Origin of the sequence: Mucilaginibacter sp. (genome assembly GCF_028288225.1) — a bacterium.
In the GTDB taxonomy this organism is placed as follows: domain Bacteria; phylum Bacteroidota; class Bacteroidia; order Sphingobacteriales; family Sphingobacteriaceae; genus Mucilaginibacter.
The window spans coordinates 13805-33149 of sequence record NZ_JAQBOC010000078.1 but is presented as its reverse complement, the minus strand read 5'-3'; the positions used below and the strand labels follow the sequence as shown (position 1 = coordinate 33149).

Below are 19345 nucleotides of genomic sequence, written 5' to 3'. Positions count from 1 at the left end.
GCTTACACCAAAAACTCAAACAAAGTTTGATCCCTGTTTAGTTCAAGCACTTCAAAGCGGTTTTCTTCCATGCGTTTCAGTAATGAGGGATAGTCTGCAGCATCTTTTAGCTCGATACCTACCAATGCAGGGCCGCTTTCTTTTGATGTTTTTTTGATGAACTCAAAGCGGGTAATATCATCACCGGGGCCAAGCACATTGTTTACAAACAGCTTTAATGCACCCGGACGTTGCGGGAATTTTATAATAAAGTAATGTTTAAGCCCTTCGTACAGCAGTGATTTTTCTTTGATCTCCTGCATGCGCTCAATATCATTATTGCCGCCGCTAACAACACAAACTACCTTTTTGCCTTTTATTTTATCCTTACAGTCATCAAGCACTGCAACTGATAATGCGCCTGCCGGTTCAACCACAATGGCATCTTCGTTATACAGCTTTAATATGGTTGTACAAACTTTACCTTCAGCCACGGTCAGCATATCATCCAAAACCTCACGGCAGAGCTCATAGGTTAGCTTGCCCACGGTTTTTACCGCAGCACCATCAACAAAGCGGTTAATATCCGGCAGACTAACCGGGCCGCCATGTTCAAAGGCTTTAAGCATGCTGGGTGCACCTTCCGGCTCAACACCTATCAGTAAAATATCGGGGTTCTGCTGTTTTAAATAGCTTCCTGCTCCGGCTGCAAGTCCGCCGCCGCCAATGGGCATAATCACAACTTCGGTATCGGGCAGGTCTTCCAGTATTTCAACAGCTACGGTGCCTTGTCCTTCAATAACACTATAATTATCAAACGGGGGGATAAAGGTCATCTGGTGCGCCTGGGTATAAGCAAGTGCCTCTATCAGGCAATCATCAAAGGTATCGCCCACTAAAACTATCTCAACGTGGCCATTGCCAAACATTTCTGTTTGTTTAACCTTTTGTCCGGGGGTTATTTCGGGCATAAATATCACACCCTTAATGCCCATTTTATTGCAGGAGAAAGCCACACCCTGCGCATGGTTGCCCGCGCTTGCACATACCACGCCACGGCTTAACTCGTCTGCCGTTAGCTGGCTGATCATATTAAATGCGCCACGCAGCTTATATGAACGCACTATCTGCAGATCCTCGCGTTTCAGGTACAGTTTGCAACCGTATGTTTTAGATAACCCGGCATGATATTCAAGCGGCGTGTGTTTTACAACATGCTTTAACCGCTGTGCAGCGGCTTTAAAGTCTAATATAACATCAGTCATGGAGAATGATTTGCAGCATTAATAAAGAGAGTCAGGAAATCAAGAATCAGGAATCAAGATAAAAATGGGAAGCAGCCTGTTTGAAGCTTTCCTGACTCTTGATCTCTTGATTCCTGGCTCTTATCTCACTATACGTTTTTAGCCAGCCAGTCGCCAACTTCGCTTGTTTTGTAGGCTTTGTTTTTCCCGGCAAGGTCTTCGGTTACAATCCCTTCAGCTAATGATTTGTTTACAACCGCCCTGATTGCTTCTGCTTCTTCTTTCAATTTGAAAGCATCCTCAAACATCATAGCAGCAGAAAGTACGGTAGCCAGCGGATTAGCAATATCCTTGCCAGCAGCCTGCGGATACGACCCATGAATAGGTTCAAATAATGAAGTATGGATGCCGATAGAAGCAGATGGCATTAAGCCCATAGATCCTGAAATTACGGAAGCCTCATCGGTTAAAATATCACCAAAAAGGTTTTCTGTGATCATCACATCATAGGTATTTGGCCACTGAACCAAACGCATGGCAACTGCATCAACAAACTCATAGCTTACTTTAACTTCAGGATAATCTTTTTCCATATCTTGTACGGTTTCCCGCCATAAACGCGAAGTTTCAAGCACGTTGGCTTTATCAACACAGCAAAGTCTTTTACTGCGGGTCATCGCCATTTCAAAACCTAATTTCGCCAGTCGCTGAATTTCTGCCCTTGTATAGGTACAGGTATCAAACGCGGTGTTTCCGTCATCCAGTCTTCCTCTTTCGCCAAAATAGATCCCGCCGGTAAGCTCCCGCAAAATGATCATATCGGTGCCCTCAATTCGTTCTCTTTTTAAGGGTGAATTGTCAATTAACGACGGGAAAGTAAACGTAGGACGAACATTAGCAAACAGGCCCAGTTTTTTACGCATTTTTAACAGCCCCTGTTCCGGGCGAACGGTAGCTTTCGGATCATTATCATAACGAGGATGGCCGATAGCGCCAAACAAAACCGCATCAGCTGCCATACAAACCTCGTGGGTTGAATCCGGGTAAGGCTCACCTACGGCGTCAATTGCTGCAGCGCCGGTTAAAGCGGGTGTCCATGCAATTTCATGACCAAATTTTTTTGCTATTGCGTCAGATACTTTAACTGCCTGGTCAATAACCTCAGGCCCGATTCCGTCTCCTGCTAAAAGTGCGATATTTAGTTTCATTTATTTTATGATTGTGTTTAGTAAATCCAGAGTCAAGAATCAAGAATTTAAGAGTCAGGAAAAAAGTAAAATTAGCTATTTTTATATTGTGTAAAGTCAGACTGTCCTAAGTCCTTCATCTCAACTATTTTAGTTTCTTGATTCCTGACTCTTGACCTCTTAACTCTCTTCTCAAATTATATTCAGCATCTTCTGTGTAGCCTTTATGGCACAAACCGTCTGGTCTGAATCCAATCCCCTGGTTATGAATTTTTTGCTATCCGTTTTCCAGGTTATAATGGTTTCGCAAAGTGCGTCAGAGCTGCTGCCCGGTGCTATGCGTACAGCATAATCAATCAGTTTCGGCAAGCATCTGTCCTTCTTAACGTAAACCTTGGCCAGCGCATTCATAAACGCATCAAACTGGCCATCGCCCTGCGCATTTTCTTCAAACTTTTCTCCGTCTATCTTTACCGCAATAGTGGCAGACGGACGCAAACCCATAGCATTTGTTAATACGTATGATTCTACAACAACCTTCTCCTCGTACAGGCTGCTATCCAAAACATCTGAGATAATATAAGGCAGGTCTTCTTTAGTTACGGTTTCCTTTTTATCGCCCAGTTCAATAACGCGCTGAGTAACCTTTTTAAGATCGGCGTCATTTAGCTTTAACCCAAGTTCCTGCAGGTTTTTCTCAATATTAGCCTTGCCGGATGTTTTACCCAGGGCATATTCCCGCTTTCTGCCGAAACGCTCAGGCAGCAGGTCGTTAAAGTATAAATTGTTTTTGTTATCGCCATCGGCGTGGATGCCTGCTGTTTGGGTAAATACGTTATCACCAACAATTGGTTTGTTTGATGGGATCCTTACCCCCGAAAATGTTTCAACCAATTTACTTACAGTATAAATAGACGATTCCTTTATGCCTATTTCAACCTCGGGTGCAAAATCATTTATAACAGCAACGGCGCTGGCCATAGCGGCATTGCCTGCACGTTCACCCATCCCGTTTACGGTTAGGTGCAATCCGCTTACCCCAGCCTTAACTGCTTCCAGCACATTGGCTGTGCCTAAATCATAATCGTTATGCGCATGAAAATCAAAATGAACGCCCGGGTATTTTCCTATTAGCTCCGTTAAAAACTTCGCAGTTTCAGCAGGGGTTAAAACCCCCAGGGTATCTGGCAGCAAGATCCTTTTTACAGGCTGTGTGGTAATAAAATCTAAATACTGATACACATACTCCGGCGAGTTGCGCATGCCATTGCTCCAGTCCTCTAAATAAACATTGGTTGCTATGCCTTTGCTTTGTGCAAGGTCAATTACATGTTTTATTTCGGCAAAATGCTGTTCCGGTGTTTTTTTAAGCTGATGGGTTAAGTGGTTTAACGAGCCCTTTGTTAGCAGGTTCTGAACCTTTACCCCTGAATTTACCATCCAGTCGATTGAAACGCCATTATCCACAAACGACAGCACTTCAATGCGGTCGGCATATCCGTTTTCTTCAGCCCAAACTAAAATGCTTTTAACGGCATTAAATTCGCCATCGGATACGCGCGCAGAAGCAATCTCAACCCTGTCGACATTGAGTTCTTCCAATAATAACTGGGTTATGGTTAGCTTCTCTGAAATGGAAAAAGACACCCCCGATGTTTGTTCTCCATCGCGAAGCGTAGTGTCCATTATCTCTAATTTCCTTCTTTCCATTGTAGTGGATTGTCTTTGTTGGTTATGCAGTACTTAGATAATTTAAACAATGTGCCTTAAAAATTATTTGACATAAAACGCTCCAAAATATATTCCAATCTCTGTGAACTTTGTGGCTCCTTTGTTATCTCGGTGGTTAATTTTTAACACAGAGGCCGCAAAGAATGCACAGAGGACACTAAGATTTCAGAGTATTTGCCACACAGTTTTATCATTACTTTTTAGGCGAGCCCTTCAAACCATAAAATTGGTATAAAATTAAAGCGGGAGATTTGAAGCAAACTCTTCAATTTCTCCTTTGATGCTTTGCAGGTAATCTATATCATCAAAGCCATTGATCATGTTATCCTTTTTGTACGGACTAATTACGAACGTTTCTTTTTCTCCTGTTGATAAAAGCGTAATAGTTTGATCCGGTAAATTCACTTCCAGTTCTGTTTTAGGATCAGCAATAATTGCAGTGAAGATCTTCTCGGCAAATTCCGGACTAACCTGTACCGGCAATACACCAATATTTAAACAGTTATTTTTAAAGATGTCCGCAAAAAAGCTGGATACCACGCATCGGAAGCCATAATCATAAACAGCCCATGCAGCGTGTTCCCTTGATGAGCCTGAACCAAAGTTTTTACCGCCAACCAATATTTTACCGCTGTAAATTGGGTTGTTCAATACAAAATCCCTTTTGGGGGTATTGTCAGCATTGTATCTCCAGTCGCGGAAAAGATTATCGCCAAAGCCAACCCGTTCCGTTGCCTTCAAAAAGCGGGCAGGGATAATTTGGTCGGTATCCACATTCTCTATCGGAAGCGGTACCGCAGTGCTTGTTAGTATATTAAATTTATCGTAAGCCATTTTGTTAGTCATTAGTCATTGAGTCATTAGGTCATTGACGCTCGTCATTTATCCCGCTACTCGCTTTTTTACAAATTAAACAAGTTCCTCTATTAACGTCCTTGGGTCGGTAACTACACCGGTAATGGCAGCGGCGGCAGCAACCAGCGGACTGGCCAGCATGGTTCTTGAACCCGGGCCTTGTCTTCCTTCAAAGTTTCTGTTTGATGTACTTACGGCGTATTTTCCGGCAGGAACCTTATCATCGTTCATTGCCAAACAGGCAGAACAACCCGGCTGGCGCAGCGCGAAACCTGCTTCGGTTAAAATATCCAGCAAGCCTTCTTCCTTTATCTGGGCTTCAACAATATGAGAGCCGGGAACCAACCAGGCGGTAACATTTTCGGCTTTGTGTTTGCCTTTTACAAGCGAAGTAAATGCGCGAAAATCTTCAATACGGCCATTGGTACAACTGCCTACAAATACAAAATCAACCGGCTTGCCTAACATCGAGTCGCCTTCGTGAAAGCCCATGTAGTTTAATGATTTCTCATAGGTTGCTGCGCCACCTTCAACATGGGCGGCATCCGGAATCTCGTGTGAAATCCCCATGCCCATTCCAGGGTTTGTTCCGTAAGTGATCATCGGTTCAATAGTTGAACCATCAAATGTTAATTCTTTATCAAAAATGGCATCAGCGTCAGTTTTCAAAGTTTTGTAATAAGCTAATGCTCTATCCCAGGCTTCGCCTTTAGGGCTAAATTCGCGGCCTTTTACATAATTGATGGTGGTTTCGTCCGGGGCAATCATCCCGCCACGGGCACCCATCTCAATACTTAAATTACAAACCGTCATCCGGCCTTCCATGGTCATGTTTTCAAACACATCACCTGCATACTCTACAAAATAACCGGTAGCGCCTGATGTGGTAAGCTTTGAAATAATGAACAACGCAACATCCTTCGGCGTAACGCCAATACCTAATTTCCCATTAACGTTAATGCGCATTTTTTTAGGCTTTGGCTGCATGATACACTGTGTAGCCAAAACCATTTCAACTTCAGACGTACCGATACCGAAAGCTATGGCACCAAAAGCACCGTGCGTAGATGTGTGCGAATCACCGCAAACAATGGTTGCGCCGGGCTGCGTAATTCCATACTCAGGACCAACAACGTGAACTATACCATTCTTTTGATGGCCCAATCCCCAATAGCTGATCCCATATTCGTTTGAATTTGATTCAAGCGCGTCTAACTGGTTAGCAGAAAGCGGATCGGCAACGGGTAAGTGCTGGTTTATTGTCGGCGTGTTATGATCTGCGGTGGCAAATGTACGTTCAGGATATAAAACCCTTATTCCCCTGCTCTTTAAACCTAAAAAGGCTACCGGGCTGGTAACTTCATGGATCAAATGACGGTCGATGAATAGCACGTCTGGTCCACCTTCAATTTTGCGCACCACATGCGTGTCCCAAACCTTGTCAAATAATGTCTTGCTCATTTTTATAGTTTCTTATGTATTACTCAATTTGTAAAACGTTCACTTATGCGTTGATACTGTTATTAGCCAATATTAGCAAATCTTCGTCGGTTATATTTAGTTTGCTATCGGCCAGGGTTAAGAAGTTTTTATAAGCTTCGTTCAGCTCGTTCTTATCCAAATTCTGGCCCAAACGCTCCAAATGGAATTTTAAGGCATGTCTTCCGCTGCGGGCAGTAAGCACAATAGTTGCGCTTGGGAAGCCAACATCTTCAGGTTTAATAATTTCGTAATTTTCGCGGTTCTTTAAAAAGCCATCCTGGTGAATACCGCTGCTGTGCGCAAAGGCGTTGCTGCCAACAATAGCTTTATTAGCCTGTACCGGCATCCGCATTTGTGTGCGTACCAGTTGACTGATCTCGTAAAAATTGCGGGCGTTTATGTTGGTATGTAAACCAAGCTGGTGTGTTTTCAGGATCATGACGACTTCCTCAATAGACGTATTGCCTGCACGTTCGCCAATGCCATTAATGGTTCCTTCAATTTGTCTTGCACCGTTTTGCAAGCCTGCAATAGAGTTTGCGGTAGCGAGGCCAAGGTCGTTATGGCAATGTACCGAGATTACGGCCTTGTCAATGTTCTTCACATTTTCTTTCAAAAAACGAATCTTGTCGCCATACTGATTTGGCAAACAATAACCGTTGGTATCCGGAATATTTACAACTGTAGCGCCAGCGGCAATAACCGCTTCAATCATTTGCGCCAGATAATAAATATCCGCCCGCCCGGCATCTTCAGCAAAAAACTCAATATCCTCAACAGATTTTTTGGCATATTTTACCGCATCAACAGCACGTACCAGGATCTCCTCGCGGGTACTGTTAAACTTGGTCTTGATGTGCATGTCAGATGACCCGATACCCGTATGGATGCGTGGCCTTTTAGCATATTGAAGCGACTCAACAGCTACATCAATATCGCCTTTATTTGCCCGTGTTAAGGCACAAACTATTGGCGCTGATACCGACTTGGAGATCTCCACAACACTCTGAAAATCGCCGGGACTTGAGACAGGGAAACCAGCTTCAATAATATCTACGCCCAATGCCTCCAGTTCTTTGGCGATCTCAATTTTTTCAGGGGTGGTTAACTGGCAGCCCGGTACCTGTTCGCCATCGCGAAGCGTGGTATCAAAAACATAAACGCGGTTTGGATCGTGTAACATATTTTTTAAATTTGAGATTTGAGATTTGAGATTTGAGACTTTGCAAAGTCCTCCATCGTTCATCTCTCATCAGTTAATGCTTATATTATATTGTTTGGACACTGAACTTAACCAGTTTCCCTTTTTTATTAAATTCTATTATCAGAAAACTTGGATCAAATGGGCTATCATAAATTCCCAAATTATATGAGAATCCGAATTGCCTTTCTGGTTCACCAAGCAGCTTTATTACTTTTGTGCTGTCCATACCCTTTTTTAAATAGTTATTTTTAAGGTCAGTAAGCATGTAGTGCCTAATGTTATCATCGTCCTTTGTTTTAAAATTAACCCAGGACACTTTATCAAACTTTAATTTATCCTCTTCACTACTTTGGGCACTCCAAATAAATGAACCGAAAAAAAGTATAAATCCTGTTATGCATGAAATAAGTACAATCCCTATAATCCACAATATCTTTTTATGTCCTGATTTCATGTTGGGCTGAGCCGTTAACTTATTCTTTAATCGCCACAAACCTCAACCTCTTATAATCAGCATACAAGTTGCCGTCTTTTTCATAGGTTGGTTCAAGCAAATCGGTTATTTCTCCCAATATTTCTTTTAGTTCAACTGCCGGGATCCCCTCAAAAAAAGCGGGGCCAAACATGTTCAGCCATTTAGTAACGCCTTGTTTGCCATCATGTAACAGGGTAGGCCTGTCAAAATGTGCAGCAAACGTTACCCTGAAACCACGGGCCTCCAGCTTGCCGGTATATTCGCCCAATGAGGGGAAATACCAGGGCCTGCGTTCGCCCAGTTTTTTGTAACCATGTTTTTCAAGCACCTGCTGCGTTGCCGTAATCATGTGCTTATTATTGTCTTTACCGCCCATTTCGGCAACAAAACGGCCACCGGGTTTAAGACTGTCATAAACGCATTTTATAACGTCATCAGCCTTGTGCATCCAGTGCAGGGCAGCGTTTGAAAATACGGCATCAAAGGCTTTATTGAAATGAAAATTTGCCCCGTCGGCAACCTTAAAATCAACGCCGGGGAATTCCTTTTCAGCCTTTTCAATCATTTCGGCAGAGGCATCAATACCTGTAACCTCAGCGCCATGATCTTTTATTTGTTTTGTCAGATGTCCTGTACCGCAACCCAGGTCGATAATTTGCTCGCCCTGTTTTATATCCAATAATTCAAGCACGCTTTCCCCGTATTGGTATACGAATGCGTGCTTATCGTCATATAATTCTGCGTTCCATTTCATACAGTAATGATTACACCGATGGTTTTTGATTACACCGATTTTCATTTCAATAGCGATGGGAATAAAACCCATCGCCATACTATTCTTTTTAGTTCCCCCTTTAGGGGGTTAGGGGGCTATTACGCTTCTACAACCTGGTTTTCAGGGCGTAAACTGCGTACAGTTTTGCCTGTCTGCCACATTTCGCTTTCGCGTAATTCTTTTAATTCAGCATCAAGTTTCTCACGGTAGTCAGGTTTGCTGTTTGAATCAATTGATTTTTGTGATTCAACGCCTGTTGCTACGCTATTGTATAGTTCTTCAAATACCGGTTTAGTAGCATCACGGAAACGTTTCCACCAATCCAATGCACCGCGTTGAGCTGTGGTTGAGCAATTGGCGTACATCCAATCCATACCATTTTCAGCAACCAATGGCATTAATGATTGGGTTAGCTCTTCAACAGTTTCGTTAAATGATTCTGATGGTGAGTGACCGTTTTTGCGCAATACTTCATACTGTGCTGCAAAGATGCCCTGGATACAACCCATCAGCGTACCACGCTCGCCGGTTAAATCGCTGAATACTTCTTTCTTAAAGTTGGTTTCGAATAAGTAACCGCTGCCTACAGCAATACCTAATGCAATAACACGGTTAAATGCGTTACCGGTAGCATCCTGGAAAATAGCGTAGCTTGAGTTTAAGCCACGGCCCTGTAAAAACATGCGGCGTAATGAAGTGCCTGATCCTTTTGGAGCAACCAAAAATACGTCAACATCAGCAGGAGGAATAATTCCTGTTTGCTCGTTAAAAGTAATCCCGAAACCGTGAGAAAAGTATAGTGCTTTACCCGGAGTTAAGTGTTTTTTAACGGTTGGCCATAATGCAATCTGGGCGGCATCGCTAAGCAGGTAGCAAATAACCGTTCCTTTTTCAAGAGCTTCTTCAATTTCAAAAAGTGTTTCGCCGGGTACAAAGCCGTCACTTACAGCTTTATCCCATGTTTTTGTGCCTTTACGCTGACCAACAATCACATTAATGCCGTTGTCTTTTTGATTAAGCGCCTGACCAGGACCCTGAACGCCATAGCCAATTACCGCTACAACTTCGTCTTTTAATACTTCCTGTGCCTTTGATAAAGGGAACTCCTCGCGGGTTACTACATTTTCTTCAGTGCCGCCGAAATTTAATTTTGCCATCGTTATTTTTGTTTTGATATCACCGATTTTGTTTTGATTTCACCGATGATTGGTTTTACTTATTATAGTTTATAATCTTTTTATTCTTTTACCACTCACTATTCACCCTTCACCACTCACTTCTTCGTTATGATCACAATGCCGGTTGCCCAGCCCATTTTTGTTAAAATAAGGTCGTCACGACTATCTAAATAGCTGATCAGGCTGGTTGCTTTTTCAGCATGACCTGTTGGCCAGTTAGCCTGTGGCAGCATATCATCAATAACATAAATGCCTCCTTTTTCAATCATCTCCAGCACTTCATCCAGCAATAAATATTTACCGGGCCATGCATCAGCAAAAATAAAACTGAACTTTTGTCCGGCGTTTTGTTTTATCCAGTCTGCACCATCGGCACAGATCAACTTTAACCTTTTATCAACTCCCAAATTCTCTTTGGCGATGCTTAAAACAGTTTCATCATTATCAATTGAGATCATTGTTGATGAACCATCCATGCCATCTAAGATCCATGTGGTTGATAAACCCGTGCCTGTGCCCAGCTCTAAAAACTTTCCTCCCGGTTTTGATGCCGCCAGCGTTTTAAGCAATGAGCAGGTCAGTACTTCCGACGGCATGGTAAAACCACTCGCTTCCGTAGCAACTTTTATAGCATTGTAAGCCGATGGATATTTTTGTCTTATTTCTTCTAACATATTAATTGGTGATTACACCGATTTCGGACGATTACACCGATTTTTTATTTGATGACTTCACTGATTGTTGTGATATCACCGATTTTATCTCGTTAATTCTTTAATTCTGAAAATTCTGATTCAGACAAATTACATGGTAAATACTTTTTCTCCCTGGTTTAAATATTCATTCTCTATCACTTCCTCACCCGGTTCAAGCCTTTCAAATTCTCTTATTTTCGAGTTAAAGCCTTCGCTGTCCTTAATAATGGCTACACGCGCACTGCGTACAAACTCAATCAGTCCGTAAGGCTGCAAAATACTGATCAGGTTATCCGTTTCCTCGCGGTGACCTGTTGTTTCAAATACCGTATAATCCTTGCGAAGCGTTACTACACGTGCGCCATTCTCGCGCAACAAACGCTCAACGCTTACCTTTTCAGCAATAACATCGGTTGATACTTTGTACAGCGCCAGTTCCTGCCAGATCACGTCCTCGTTGGTATGATAATACACCTTTAAAACCTCTACCTGTTTTTCTATCTGGCGGCAAAGTTTACGTACCACATCTTCCGATTCATTGATCACAATATTAAAACGGTGAATGCTCTCAATTTCTGATGGAGAAGTATTCAAACTATCTATATTGATCTTTCTGCGGGTAAATATTATAGCTATCCGGTTTAGTAAACCAATCTGGTTTTCGGTATAAACCGTGATGTTAAATTCCTGTTTGTCTATTTGAGTTTCCATTTTAATCTTTTTTTAAGCTCCCCTTTAGGGGTTAGGGGCCTACTTCAACCTGATCTCGGCAACACTGCATCCCTGCGGTACCATGGGGAACACGTTGTTTTCTTTGGTTACCATTACTTCTAAAAGGAACGAGCCTTTGTTCTCCATCATTTGTTTTAATGCTGACGGAAGATCCTTGCGGTCGTCAATCATTTTACCTGCAATGCCGTAAGCAGCTGCAACAGCCACAAAATCCGGGCTCTGGATATCCACAAACGAATACCTGCGCTCATTAAACAGCTCCTGCCACTGACGCACCATGCCCAGGAATTTGTTATTCAGGATAATGATCTTTACATCAATACCGGTTTGCATAATAGTACCCAACTCCTGCAAGGTCATCTGGAAGCCGCCATCGCCAATTATGGCAATTACATCGCGTTCCTGCGCACCAAACTTGGCGCCTATTGCTGCAGGCAGGGCAAAGCCCATGGTGCCTAAGCCCCCGCTGGTAACATTGCTGCGGGTTTTATTTAAAGTAGCATAACGGCAAGCCACCATTTGGTGCTGGCCAACATCGGTAACAATAACAGCATCGCCTTTAGTTAATTCATTAAGCTGTTTTATAACCTCGCCCATCGTCATTTCAGGCGACGTTGGGTTTAGCTCCTCATGAATTACCGCATCATATTCCTTTTGGGTGTACTCATTAAATAACTTTACCCATTCGGTATGTGCTTTTTGCTCAACCAATGCGGTAAGCAATGGCAGTGTTTCTTTACAATCGCCCCAAACAGGTACGGTTGATTTTACGTTTTTATCTATCTCGGCAGGGTCAATATCCAAATGGATCACCTTTGCCTGTTTTGCATATTTATCAAGGCGGCCTGTTACACGGTCGTCAAAACGCATGCCTATGGCAATTAATACATCACACTCATTGGTTAATACATTCGGGCCGTAGTTTCCATGCATCCCCAGCATCCCCACGTTAAGCGGGTGATCTGTAGGGATAGCACCAGCGCCTAAAATTGTCCATGCAGATGGGATGCCGCTCTTTTCAACAAAAGCTTTAAACTCCTGTTCAGCACTGCCTAATATTACACCCTGCCCCCAAATAATGAACGGCTTTTTAGCTTGATTGATCAATTCTGCAGCTTCCTTAATATATTGCGGCCTAACAATTGGCTTTGGCCTGTAGCTGCGGATATGATCGCACTTGGTATATCCCTTATAATCGAACTTCTGGATCTGTGCATTTTTTGTTATGTCGATCAAAACAGGTCCCGGTCTGCCGCTTTTGGCTATGTAAAAAGCCTTTGCAATAACCTCGGGGATCTCTGTAGCATCAGTTACCTGGTAGTTCCATTTGGTAACAGGGGTTGTAATGTTTATCACATCTGTTTCCTGGAAAGCATCGGTACCTAAAAGGTGAGCAAACACTTGCCCGGTGATGCATACCAATGGTGTACTGTCAATCTGCGCATCAGCCAACCCGGTCACTAGATTTGTAGCACCCGGACCGCTGGTTGCAAATACCACACCCACCTTGCCTGAGGTACGTGCATAACCCTGTCCGGCATGAATGCCACCCTGCTCGTGGCGAACTAATATGTGATTTAATTTCTCTTTATAATCATACAAGGCATCATAAATGGGCATAATTGCGCCACCCGGATAGCCAAAAATGGTATCCACACCTTCAATCATCAAAGCCTCCAGCAAGGCCTCTGATCCTGAAAACTCAACCGAATGCTTTTGCTCCGGCGGTGTTAATGTTTCTTGTGCTACTTCCATAATGCCCCCCAACCCCCTAAAGGGGGAGTTTTTTTAAGCCCATCCTTAATGGATAAGCGATTGTTATTATTTATTTTTTACTCTCTATTTTAATTACACCTCCTGCACCCCTTTAGGGGCCGGGGGCTACATTTCATCCGTAACACAACCTTCTGCAGCTGTGCTAACTGTTTTTGCGTATTTGTACAGCAGTCCTTTTTTAGCTTTAAGCGCTGGCTGTACCCAGTTGACTCGGCGTGCCGCGATTTCTTCCGCGGATACCTTCAGCGTCATGGTATTGGTGGTAGCGTCAATTTCAATGGTGTCGTTGTCCTGTACAAAGGCAATTAAACCGCCGTCGTACGCTTCGGGAGTAATGTGACCAACCACAAAACCATGTGTACCACCGCTGAATCTTCCATCGGTAATTAAAGCTACCGAAGCACCTAAGCCTGCACCAAATATGGCGCCTGTAGGTTTCAGCATTTCGGGCATACCGGGTGCGCCTTTAGGGCCGATGTTGCGGATCACCACTACATCACCCGCTCTTACGCGACCGCTGGTAATACCGTGGATCAGCTCAAACTCACCATCAAAAACACGGGCAGGGCCTTCAAAACGCTCGCCTTCCTTTCCACTTATTTTGGCTACGCTGCCGCCTTCGGCAAGGTTTCCATATAGGATCTGTAAGTGACCGGTCGCTTTTATCGGGTTTTCAGCCGGGAATATTATTTTTTGGTTTTCAAACTCCATTTCAGGAACATCAGCCAGGTTTTCGGCAATGGTTTTACCGGTTACGGTTAAACAACTGCCATCTATCCAGCCCAATTTCAACAAGTATTTCATTACAGCCGGAACACCGCCAACTTTGTGCAGGTCCTCCATCATGTATTTACCGCTCGGCTTCATATCAGCCAGTACCGGAATGCGGTTACTTACCGACTGGAAATCATCCTGCGTTAATTTTACGTCAATACTTTTAGCCATCGCTATCAGATGCAGCACCGCATTGGTACTTCCACCTAACACCATAATCGTAACAATAGCATTTTCAAATGCCGCACGGGTCATAATGTCTGATGGTTTTATATCGCGTTCAAGCAAGATCTTTATTGCTTTGCCTGCTGCTAAACACTCGTCCTTCTTTTCCTGGCTTAAAGCCGGGTTTGATGACGAGTAAGGCAAGCTCATGCCCAATGCTTCAATAGCCGAAGCCATTGTATTGGCCGTATAGATGCCACCACAGGCACCGGCACTCGGACAAGCATTTTTCACCACGCCCATAAAATCCTCGGGCGTTATATTACCGGCTATTTTTTGGCCCAAAGCCTCAAATGCCGATACAATGTTTAAATCTTCCCCTTTATAATGGCCCGGTTTAATAGTACCGCCATATACCATTATCGACGGGCGGTTAAGCCTGCCCATGGCAATTACTGAACCCGGCATGTTTTTATCACAGCCCGGCAGGGTTATCAACCCATCATAATACTGTGCACCACAAACCGCTTCAATAGAATCAGCAATAACATCCCTGCTAACCAACGAGTAGCGCATTCCTTCGGTACCCATGCTCATGCCATCGCTAACGCCAATGGTGTGAAATATTAGTCCAACCAAATCTTCAGTCCAGATACCTTTTTTAACAATTTTAGCCAAATCATTCAGGTGCATGTTACAGGTATTGCCGTCATAGCCCATACTTGCTACGCCTACCTGCGCCTTTTTCATATCATCGTCGGTTAAGCCAATGCCGTAAAGCATGGCCTGCGCTGCCGGTTGGGTAGGGTCTTGCGTTAAGTTTTTGCTATATTTATTTAGCTCTATCGTTTCAGTTTGTGCACTCATACTTTGTTGCTGTTGCCAGCTTTTGGTACTAAAATTTTAATTACAGTTAAGGTTTGCCCTGGTATTGCAAATTGATATTTGTAAGGTAGAGATAGTTAAAAGGAATGCCAAGTGATTAAAAATAAATTTGCAATTAGTATTTAATTTTGTGTTATACAATATTTACGATATAAAAGTTTGCATTATTAAAATATAAAGATACAATATATTTAACAAAATATACCAAAGTTCAAAACGGTATTTGGTACGTTTTTTATGCATGCATAGTAAAGGGGCAAATTTCTGCCTGAAAAGGGGTTGAGGATGCGCAAATGTGCGGATTTTTGATGTGCGGATTGAAGAGAAATTGACAGGCTTTTCTGGCGTTGGAATGTGTGTTTACCAGGGAGGCTTTTGGTCCCGGTTGTATTGTTTGTCCCGGTTTATAGGGAGTGGGACAAGTAGGAAAAAAATGTTTCTCTACTTATAATTAAGGGTTGATAAATATTACAATAATATTTTGCTGCCGGGCACGCGGGGCACGAGTACGCCACCTCTTTAGGCCGGCGCTGCATACCCGCGCCAGGGGGAGAGATGATTTAAATTAAATAACTCCAGAGCCGCATTAATTTAACCAAGATTAATTGTTTTTTTATTGTTGAATGATTGATAAATCGGGACAAATCATCTTTTTGATAATCGGTGAAATCAATTTCAAATCAATATAATCATCTCCAATAATTGGTGAAATCATCGTAAAATCGGTGTAATCCAAATCAAAAACTGTAACTTTGTCTGTCATAATGGCTCATAAATTGCTGTGGCGCAATTGTTGAGTTTGTTGCAACAGATAAAAAATAGCATGTTAAATTTTATAAGTAAGCTTTTCGGAAGCAAATCAGATCGGGACGTAAAAAGCATTTTGCCTATAGTTGAAAAGGTAAAGGCTGAATTTGCCAAACTTGGCAGCTTAAGTAACGATGAGCTTAGAGCTAAAACCATAAGCTTTAAGGAAACTATTGCTGAAGGCCTTGCCGCTATTGACGGCGAGATAGGCGCAATTAAAGAGCGGATTGAAGAGAACCCCAACCTTGATGTAAATGAAAAGGTTGAACTATATACCCAGCTTGATAAGCTTGAAAAAGATCGAAACAAGGAACTGGAAGAAATACTAATGCGCATTCTTCCTGAAGGTTTTGCCGTGGTGAAAGAAACAGCCTTAAGGTTTAAAGAAAATAAAACTATTGAGGTTACAGCAACACAGTTTGACCGCGACCTGGCTGCCCGTAAACAAAACGTAATTATAAAAGGCGACAACGCCATTCACCATAATACCTGGTTGGCTGCAGGCAATGAAGTTACCTGGGACATGGTACATTACGATGTACAGCTGATAGGCGGTATTGTATTGCACCAGGGTAAAATTGCTGAAATGGCCACAGGTGAAGGTAAAACGCTGGTAGCTACTCTGCCCGCATATCTGAACGCACTTGCCGGCCAGGGTGTACATATTGTAACCGTGAATGACTATCTGGCACGCCGTGACTCTGAATGGATGGGCCCGCTTTATGAGTTTCACGGTTTATCGGTTGATTGTATTGATAAACATGAGCCAAATTCTGAAGAACGACGCCACGCATACCAGTCGGATATTATTTTTGGCACCAACAATGAGTTTGGTTTTGACTACCTGCGTGACAATATGACACGCAGTCCTGAAGAATTAGTGCAGGGAAAACTGCATTATGCCATGGTGGATGAGGTTGACTCTGTATTAATTGATGATGCCCGTACACCGCTGATCATCTCAGGCCCTATTCCCCGCGGTGATGAACATGAGTTTTATGAGTTGAAACCGCGCATTGAGCGCCTGGTTAATGCACAAAAAAACTATGTGAACGGTGTTTTAAATGAAGCTAAAAAATTAATTGCCGAAGGCAAAAGCGGACCCGACGAAGGTGGTTTAGCATTATTGCGTGCATTTAGAGGCTTGCCAAAAAGTAAAGCCTTAATTAAATACTTAAGCGAAGGCGGCAACAGGAATCTTTTACAAAAAACCGAAAACTTTTACATGCAGGACCAAAGCAAGGAAATGCATAAGGTAGATGCCGAACTGTTTTTTGTAATTGATGAAAAAAACAACCAGGTTGAATTGGCAGAAAAAGGGATTGAGCTGATCACAGCGTCAGGCGAAGATCCCAGCTTTTTTGTGATGCCTGATGTAGGTACCGAGATCTCGGATATTGAAAAATCAGAATTACCGGCAGAAGAAAAAATTGGCCGTAAAGATGAGCTGATGCGCGATTTCTCTATAAAATCTGAACGGATCCACTCTGTTAACCAGCTGTTAAAGGCATATACCCTGTTTGAAAAAGATACAGAATACATTTTAGATGAAGGCAAGGTAAAGATAGTTGATGAGCAAACCGGCCGTGTGCTTGATGGCCGTCGCTACTCTGATGGCTTGCACCAGGCAATTGAGGCTAAAGAAAATGTTAAGGTTGAAGATGCTACCCAAACCTTTGCAACTATTACTCTGCAAAACTATTTCCGTATGTACCACAAGCTTTGCGGTATGACGGGTACTGCCGTTACCGAAGCAGGTGAGTTTTGGGAGATCTACAAGCTGGATGTGGTTGAAATTCCAACCAATACAACTATCAGCCGTGATGACAGGCAGGATTTGGTTTACCGTACCGTACGTGAAAAATACAATGCAGTAGCCGAAGAAATTGTTGCCCTGACAACTGCTGGCCGCCCGGTACTGGTAGGTACTACCTCGGTTGAAATTTCGGAATTATTAAGCCGTATGCTTAAGCTGCGCGGTATTAAACATAATGTACTGAACGCCAAAATGCACCAGAAGGAGGCCGACATTGTGGCCGAAGCCGGTCAGGCAGGCACTGTAACTATTGCCACCAATATGGCTGGTCGTGGTACAGATATAAAACTTGGTGCAGGCGTGAAAGATGCCGGTGGTTTGGCCATTGTAGGTACTGAGCGCCATGAGTCGCGCCGTGTTGACCGCCAGCTGCGTGGTCGTGCAGGACGCCAGGGTGACCCGGGATCATCACAGTTCTTTGTATCGCTTGAAGATAACCTGATGCGCCTGTTCGGTTCTGAAAGGATCAGTAACCTGATGGTGCGGATGGGGATAGAAGAAGGCGAAGTGATCCAGCACTCCATGATCTCCAACTCAATTGAACGCGCTCAGAAAAAGGTTGAAGAAAACAACTTCGGGATTCGTAAGCGCTTGCTGGAGTATGATGATGTGATGAACTCACAGCGTACGGTTATTTACTCAAAACGTAAAAATGCACTGTTTGGCGAACGACTGGAAGTTGATATTAACAACACCATTTTTGATGTGGTTGAGGATGTGGTAACCGAATATAAAGAAACAAACAATTACGAAGGGTTCTCCCTGGAGATGATCCGTCTGTTCTCTGTAGATGTTGAGATCTCACATGATGAATTTGCATCAAAAAACATAAATGGGTTAGTTGACAGGGCTTTCCAGGAGGTAAATGATTTTTACAAACGTAAACAGGAAGCCATTGCCCAGCAGGCATACCCGGTTTTAAAAGATGTATATGATACCCGTGGCGAGTATGTTGAAAACATTGTAGTGCCTTTTACCGATGGCATAAATGGCATCCAGGTATCAGTACCGCTTAAAAAGGCAATTGCCAATAAGGGGCAGGAAGTGTTTAAATCGTTCGAAAAGAATGTTACGCTTTACCTTATTGATGATGCATGGAAAGAGCACCTGCGTGAAATGGATGAACTGAAACAATCTGTTCAGAATGCCGTTTACGAACAAAAGGACCCATTATTGGTTTATAAGTTTGAGGCTTTTGAATTGTTTCGCCAGATGCTGGCCAGTGTGAACAAGGACCTGGTAAGCTTCCTTTTCAGGGGCGGGATCCCGGTGCAACAGGAGGCAGAAGATATTCGCGAAGCAAAGCCACAACCAAAGCTTGATCTGAAGAAGATGCGTACCTCAAAACCTGAACTGGTGAGTGAATCAAACGGCGTACCAATGATGGATATGCGCGAAGTTCAAAAAGCAACACCAGTTAGGGTTGAGCACAAAATAGGCAGAAATGACCCTTGTCCTTGCGGCAGCGGTAAAAAATATAAAAACTGCCATGGCGTGGGCCAGGCGTAAAAATAAAGGCGTCATTGCGAGGAACGAAGCAAACTTTGAGCTATACAAATCATGAACCTTATGCATTTTGGTAACC

General features: G+C 43.2%; 14 protein-coding genes. 1 reads left to right on the top strand and 13 read right to left on the bottom strand.

The genetic code is table 11. The features are described 5' to 3' along the window. Window positions 1–2: 2 nt before the first annotated feature. The 13 genes from ilvA to ilvD all read right to left on the bottom strand — a co-directional run bounded on the left by ilvA (window position 3) and on the right by ilvD (window position 15119). Window positions 3–1244: a threonine ammonia-lyase IlvA gene (gene ilvA / locus JWQ54_RS23205; protein WP_299589940.1), complete on the bottom strand. Its 1242-nt coding sequence runs from the start codon at window positions 1242–1244 to the stop codon at window positions 3–5. A 128-nt stretch (window positions 1245–1372) separates the two neighbouring features. Next, window positions 1373–2431, bottom strand: a complete 1059-nt coding sequence (leuB, locus tag JWQ54_RS23200) for a 3-isopropylmalate dehydrogenase (RefSeq protein ID WP_299589938.1) — start codon at window positions 2429–2431, stop codon at window positions 1373–1375. Between the two features lie 171 nt (window positions 2432–2602). Beyond that, window positions 2603–4120, bottom strand: a complete 1518-nt coding sequence (locus JWQ54_RS23195) for an alpha-isopropylmalate synthase regulatory domain-containing protein (RefSeq protein WP_299589937.1) — start codon at window positions 4118–4120, stop codon at window positions 2603–2605. Between the two features lie 258 nt (window positions 4121–4378). After that, window positions 4379–4975, bottom strand: a complete 597-nt coding sequence (gene leuD / locus JWQ54_RS23190) for a 3-isopropylmalate dehydratase small subunit (RefSeq protein WP_299589935.1) — start codon at window positions 4973–4975, stop codon at window positions 4379–4381. Window positions 4976–5050: 75 nt separating this feature from the next. Beyond that, window positions 5051–6457 carry a 3-isopropylmalate dehydratase large subunit gene (gene leuC / locus JWQ54_RS23185; protein WP_299589933.1) on the bottom strand — a complete coding sequence of 469 codons (1407 nt, stop codon included), beginning with the start codon at window positions 6455–6457 and terminating at the stop codon, window positions 5051–5053. Between the two features lie 43 nt (window positions 6458–6500). Next, window positions 6501–7661, bottom strand: coding sequence for a 2-isopropylmalate synthase (locus tag JWQ54_RS23180; RefSeq protein ID WP_299589931.1), 1161 nt, complete (start codon window positions 7659–7661; stop codon window positions 6501–6503). A gap of 85 nt (window positions 7662–7746) precedes the next feature. Further along, window positions 7747–8136, bottom strand: a complete 390-nt coding sequence (locus tag JWQ54_RS23175; protein ID WP_299589929.1) for a hypothetical protein — start codon at window positions 8134–8136, stop codon at window positions 7747–7749. Window positions 8137–8155: 19 nt separating this feature from the next. Beyond that, on the bottom strand, window positions 8156–8911 hold the full coding sequence (locus JWQ54_RS23170; protein ID WP_299589927.1) for a class I SAM-dependent methyltransferase: 756 nt from the start codon (window positions 8909–8911) through the stop codon (window positions 8156–8158). A 119-nt stretch (window positions 8912–9030) separates the two neighbouring features. After that, window positions 9031–10089: a ketol-acid reductoisomerase gene (gene ilvC / locus JWQ54_RS23165; protein ID WP_299589926.1), complete on the bottom strand. Its 1059-nt coding sequence runs from the start codon at window positions 10087–10089 to the stop codon at window positions 9031–9033. Window positions 10090–10205: 116 nt separating this feature from the next. Then, on the bottom strand, window positions 10206–10784 hold the full coding sequence (locus JWQ54_RS23160; RefSeq protein WP_299589925.1) for an O-methyltransferase: 579 nt from the start codon (window positions 10782–10784) through the stop codon (window positions 10206–10208). Between the two features lie 129 nt (window positions 10785–10913). Then, window positions 10914–11516 (bottom strand): acetolactate synthase small subunit, encoded by a 603-nt coding sequence (gene ilvN, locus JWQ54_RS23155; RefSeq protein ID WP_299589923.1) that lies wholly within the window; start codon window positions 11514–11516, stop codon window positions 10914–10916. 39 nt (window positions 11517–11555) lie between these two features. Further along, complete coding sequence (ilvB, locus tag JWQ54_RS23150; RefSeq protein WP_299589921.1) at window positions 11556–13292, bottom strand: biosynthetic-type acetolactate synthase large subunit; 1737 nt, start codon at window positions 13290–13292, stop codon at window positions 11556–11558. Window positions 13293–13418: 126 nt separating this feature from the next. After that, on the bottom strand, window positions 13419–15119 hold the full coding sequence (ilvD, locus tag JWQ54_RS23145) for a dihydroxy-acid dehydratase (RefSeq protein ID WP_299589920.1): 1701 nt from the start codon (window positions 15117–15119) through the stop codon (window positions 13419–13421). Between the two features lie 841 nt (window positions 15120–15960). On the opposite strand from ilvD, the gene secA reads away from it, so the two are divergent. Continuing rightward, window positions 15961–19269 carry a preprotein translocase subunit SecA gene (gene secA, locus JWQ54_RS23140; protein ID WP_299589918.1) on the top strand — a complete coding sequence of 1103 codons (3309 nt, stop codon included), beginning with the start codon at window positions 15961–15963 and terminating at the stop codon, window positions 19267–19269. Window positions 19270–19345: the final 76 nt, after the last annotated feature.

What these genes read in the sequence shown, in the direction of transcription:
- ilvA (WP_299589940.1), bottom strand. Translation starts at nt 1,244, where the DNA reads ATGACTGATGTTATATTAGACTTTAAAGCCGCTGCACAGCGGTTAAAG.
- leuB (WP_299589938.1), bottom strand. Translation starts at nt 2,431, where the DNA reads ATGAAACTAAATATCGCACTTTTAGCAGGAGACGGAATCGGGCCTGAG.
- JWQ54_RS23195 (WP_299589937.1), bottom strand. Translation starts at nt 4,120, where the DNA reads ATGGAAAGAAGGAAATTAGAGATAATGGACACTACGCTTCGCGATGGA.
- leuD (WP_299589935.1), bottom strand. Translation starts at nt 4,975, where the DNA reads ATGGCTTACGATAAATTTAATATACTAACAAGCACTGCGGTACCGCTT.
- leuC (WP_299589933.1), bottom strand. Translation starts at nt 6,457, where the DNA reads ATGAGCAAGACATTATTTGACAAGGTTTGGGACACGCATGTGGTGCGC.
- JWQ54_RS23180 (WP_299589931.1), bottom strand. Translation starts at nt 7,661, where the DNA reads ATGTTACACGATCCAAACCGCGTTTATGTTTTTGATACCACGCTTCGC.
- JWQ54_RS23175 (WP_299589929.1), bottom strand. Translation starts at nt 8,136, where the DNA reads ATGAAATCAGGACATAAAAAGATATTGTGGATTATAGGGATTGTACTT.
- JWQ54_RS23170 (WP_299589927.1), bottom strand. Translation starts at nt 8,911, where the DNA reads ATGAAATGGAACGCAGAATTATATGACGATAAGCACGCATTCGTATAC.
- ilvC (WP_299589926.1), bottom strand. Translation starts at nt 10,089, where the DNA reads ATGGCAAAATTAAATTTCGGCGGCACTGAAGAAAATGTAGTAACCCGC.
- JWQ54_RS23160 (WP_299589925.1), bottom strand. Translation starts at nt 10,784, where the DNA reads ATGTTAGAAGAAATAAGACAAAAATATCCATCGGCTTACAATGCTATA.
- ilvN (WP_299589923.1), bottom strand. Translation starts at nt 11,516, where the DNA reads ATGGAAACTCAAATAGACAAACAGGAATTTAACATCACGGTTTATACC.
- ilvB (WP_299589921.1), bottom strand. Translation starts at nt 13,292, where the DNA reads ATGGAAGTAGCACAAGAAACATTAACACCGCCGGAGCAAAAGCATTCG.
- ilvD (WP_299589920.1), bottom strand. Translation starts at nt 15,119, where the DNA reads ATGAGTGCACAAACTGAAACGATAGAGCTAAATAAATATAGCAAAAAC.
- secA (WP_299589918.1), top strand. Translation starts at nt 15,961, where the DNA reads ATGTTAAATTTTATAAGTAAGCTTTTCGGAAGCAAATCAGATCGGGAC.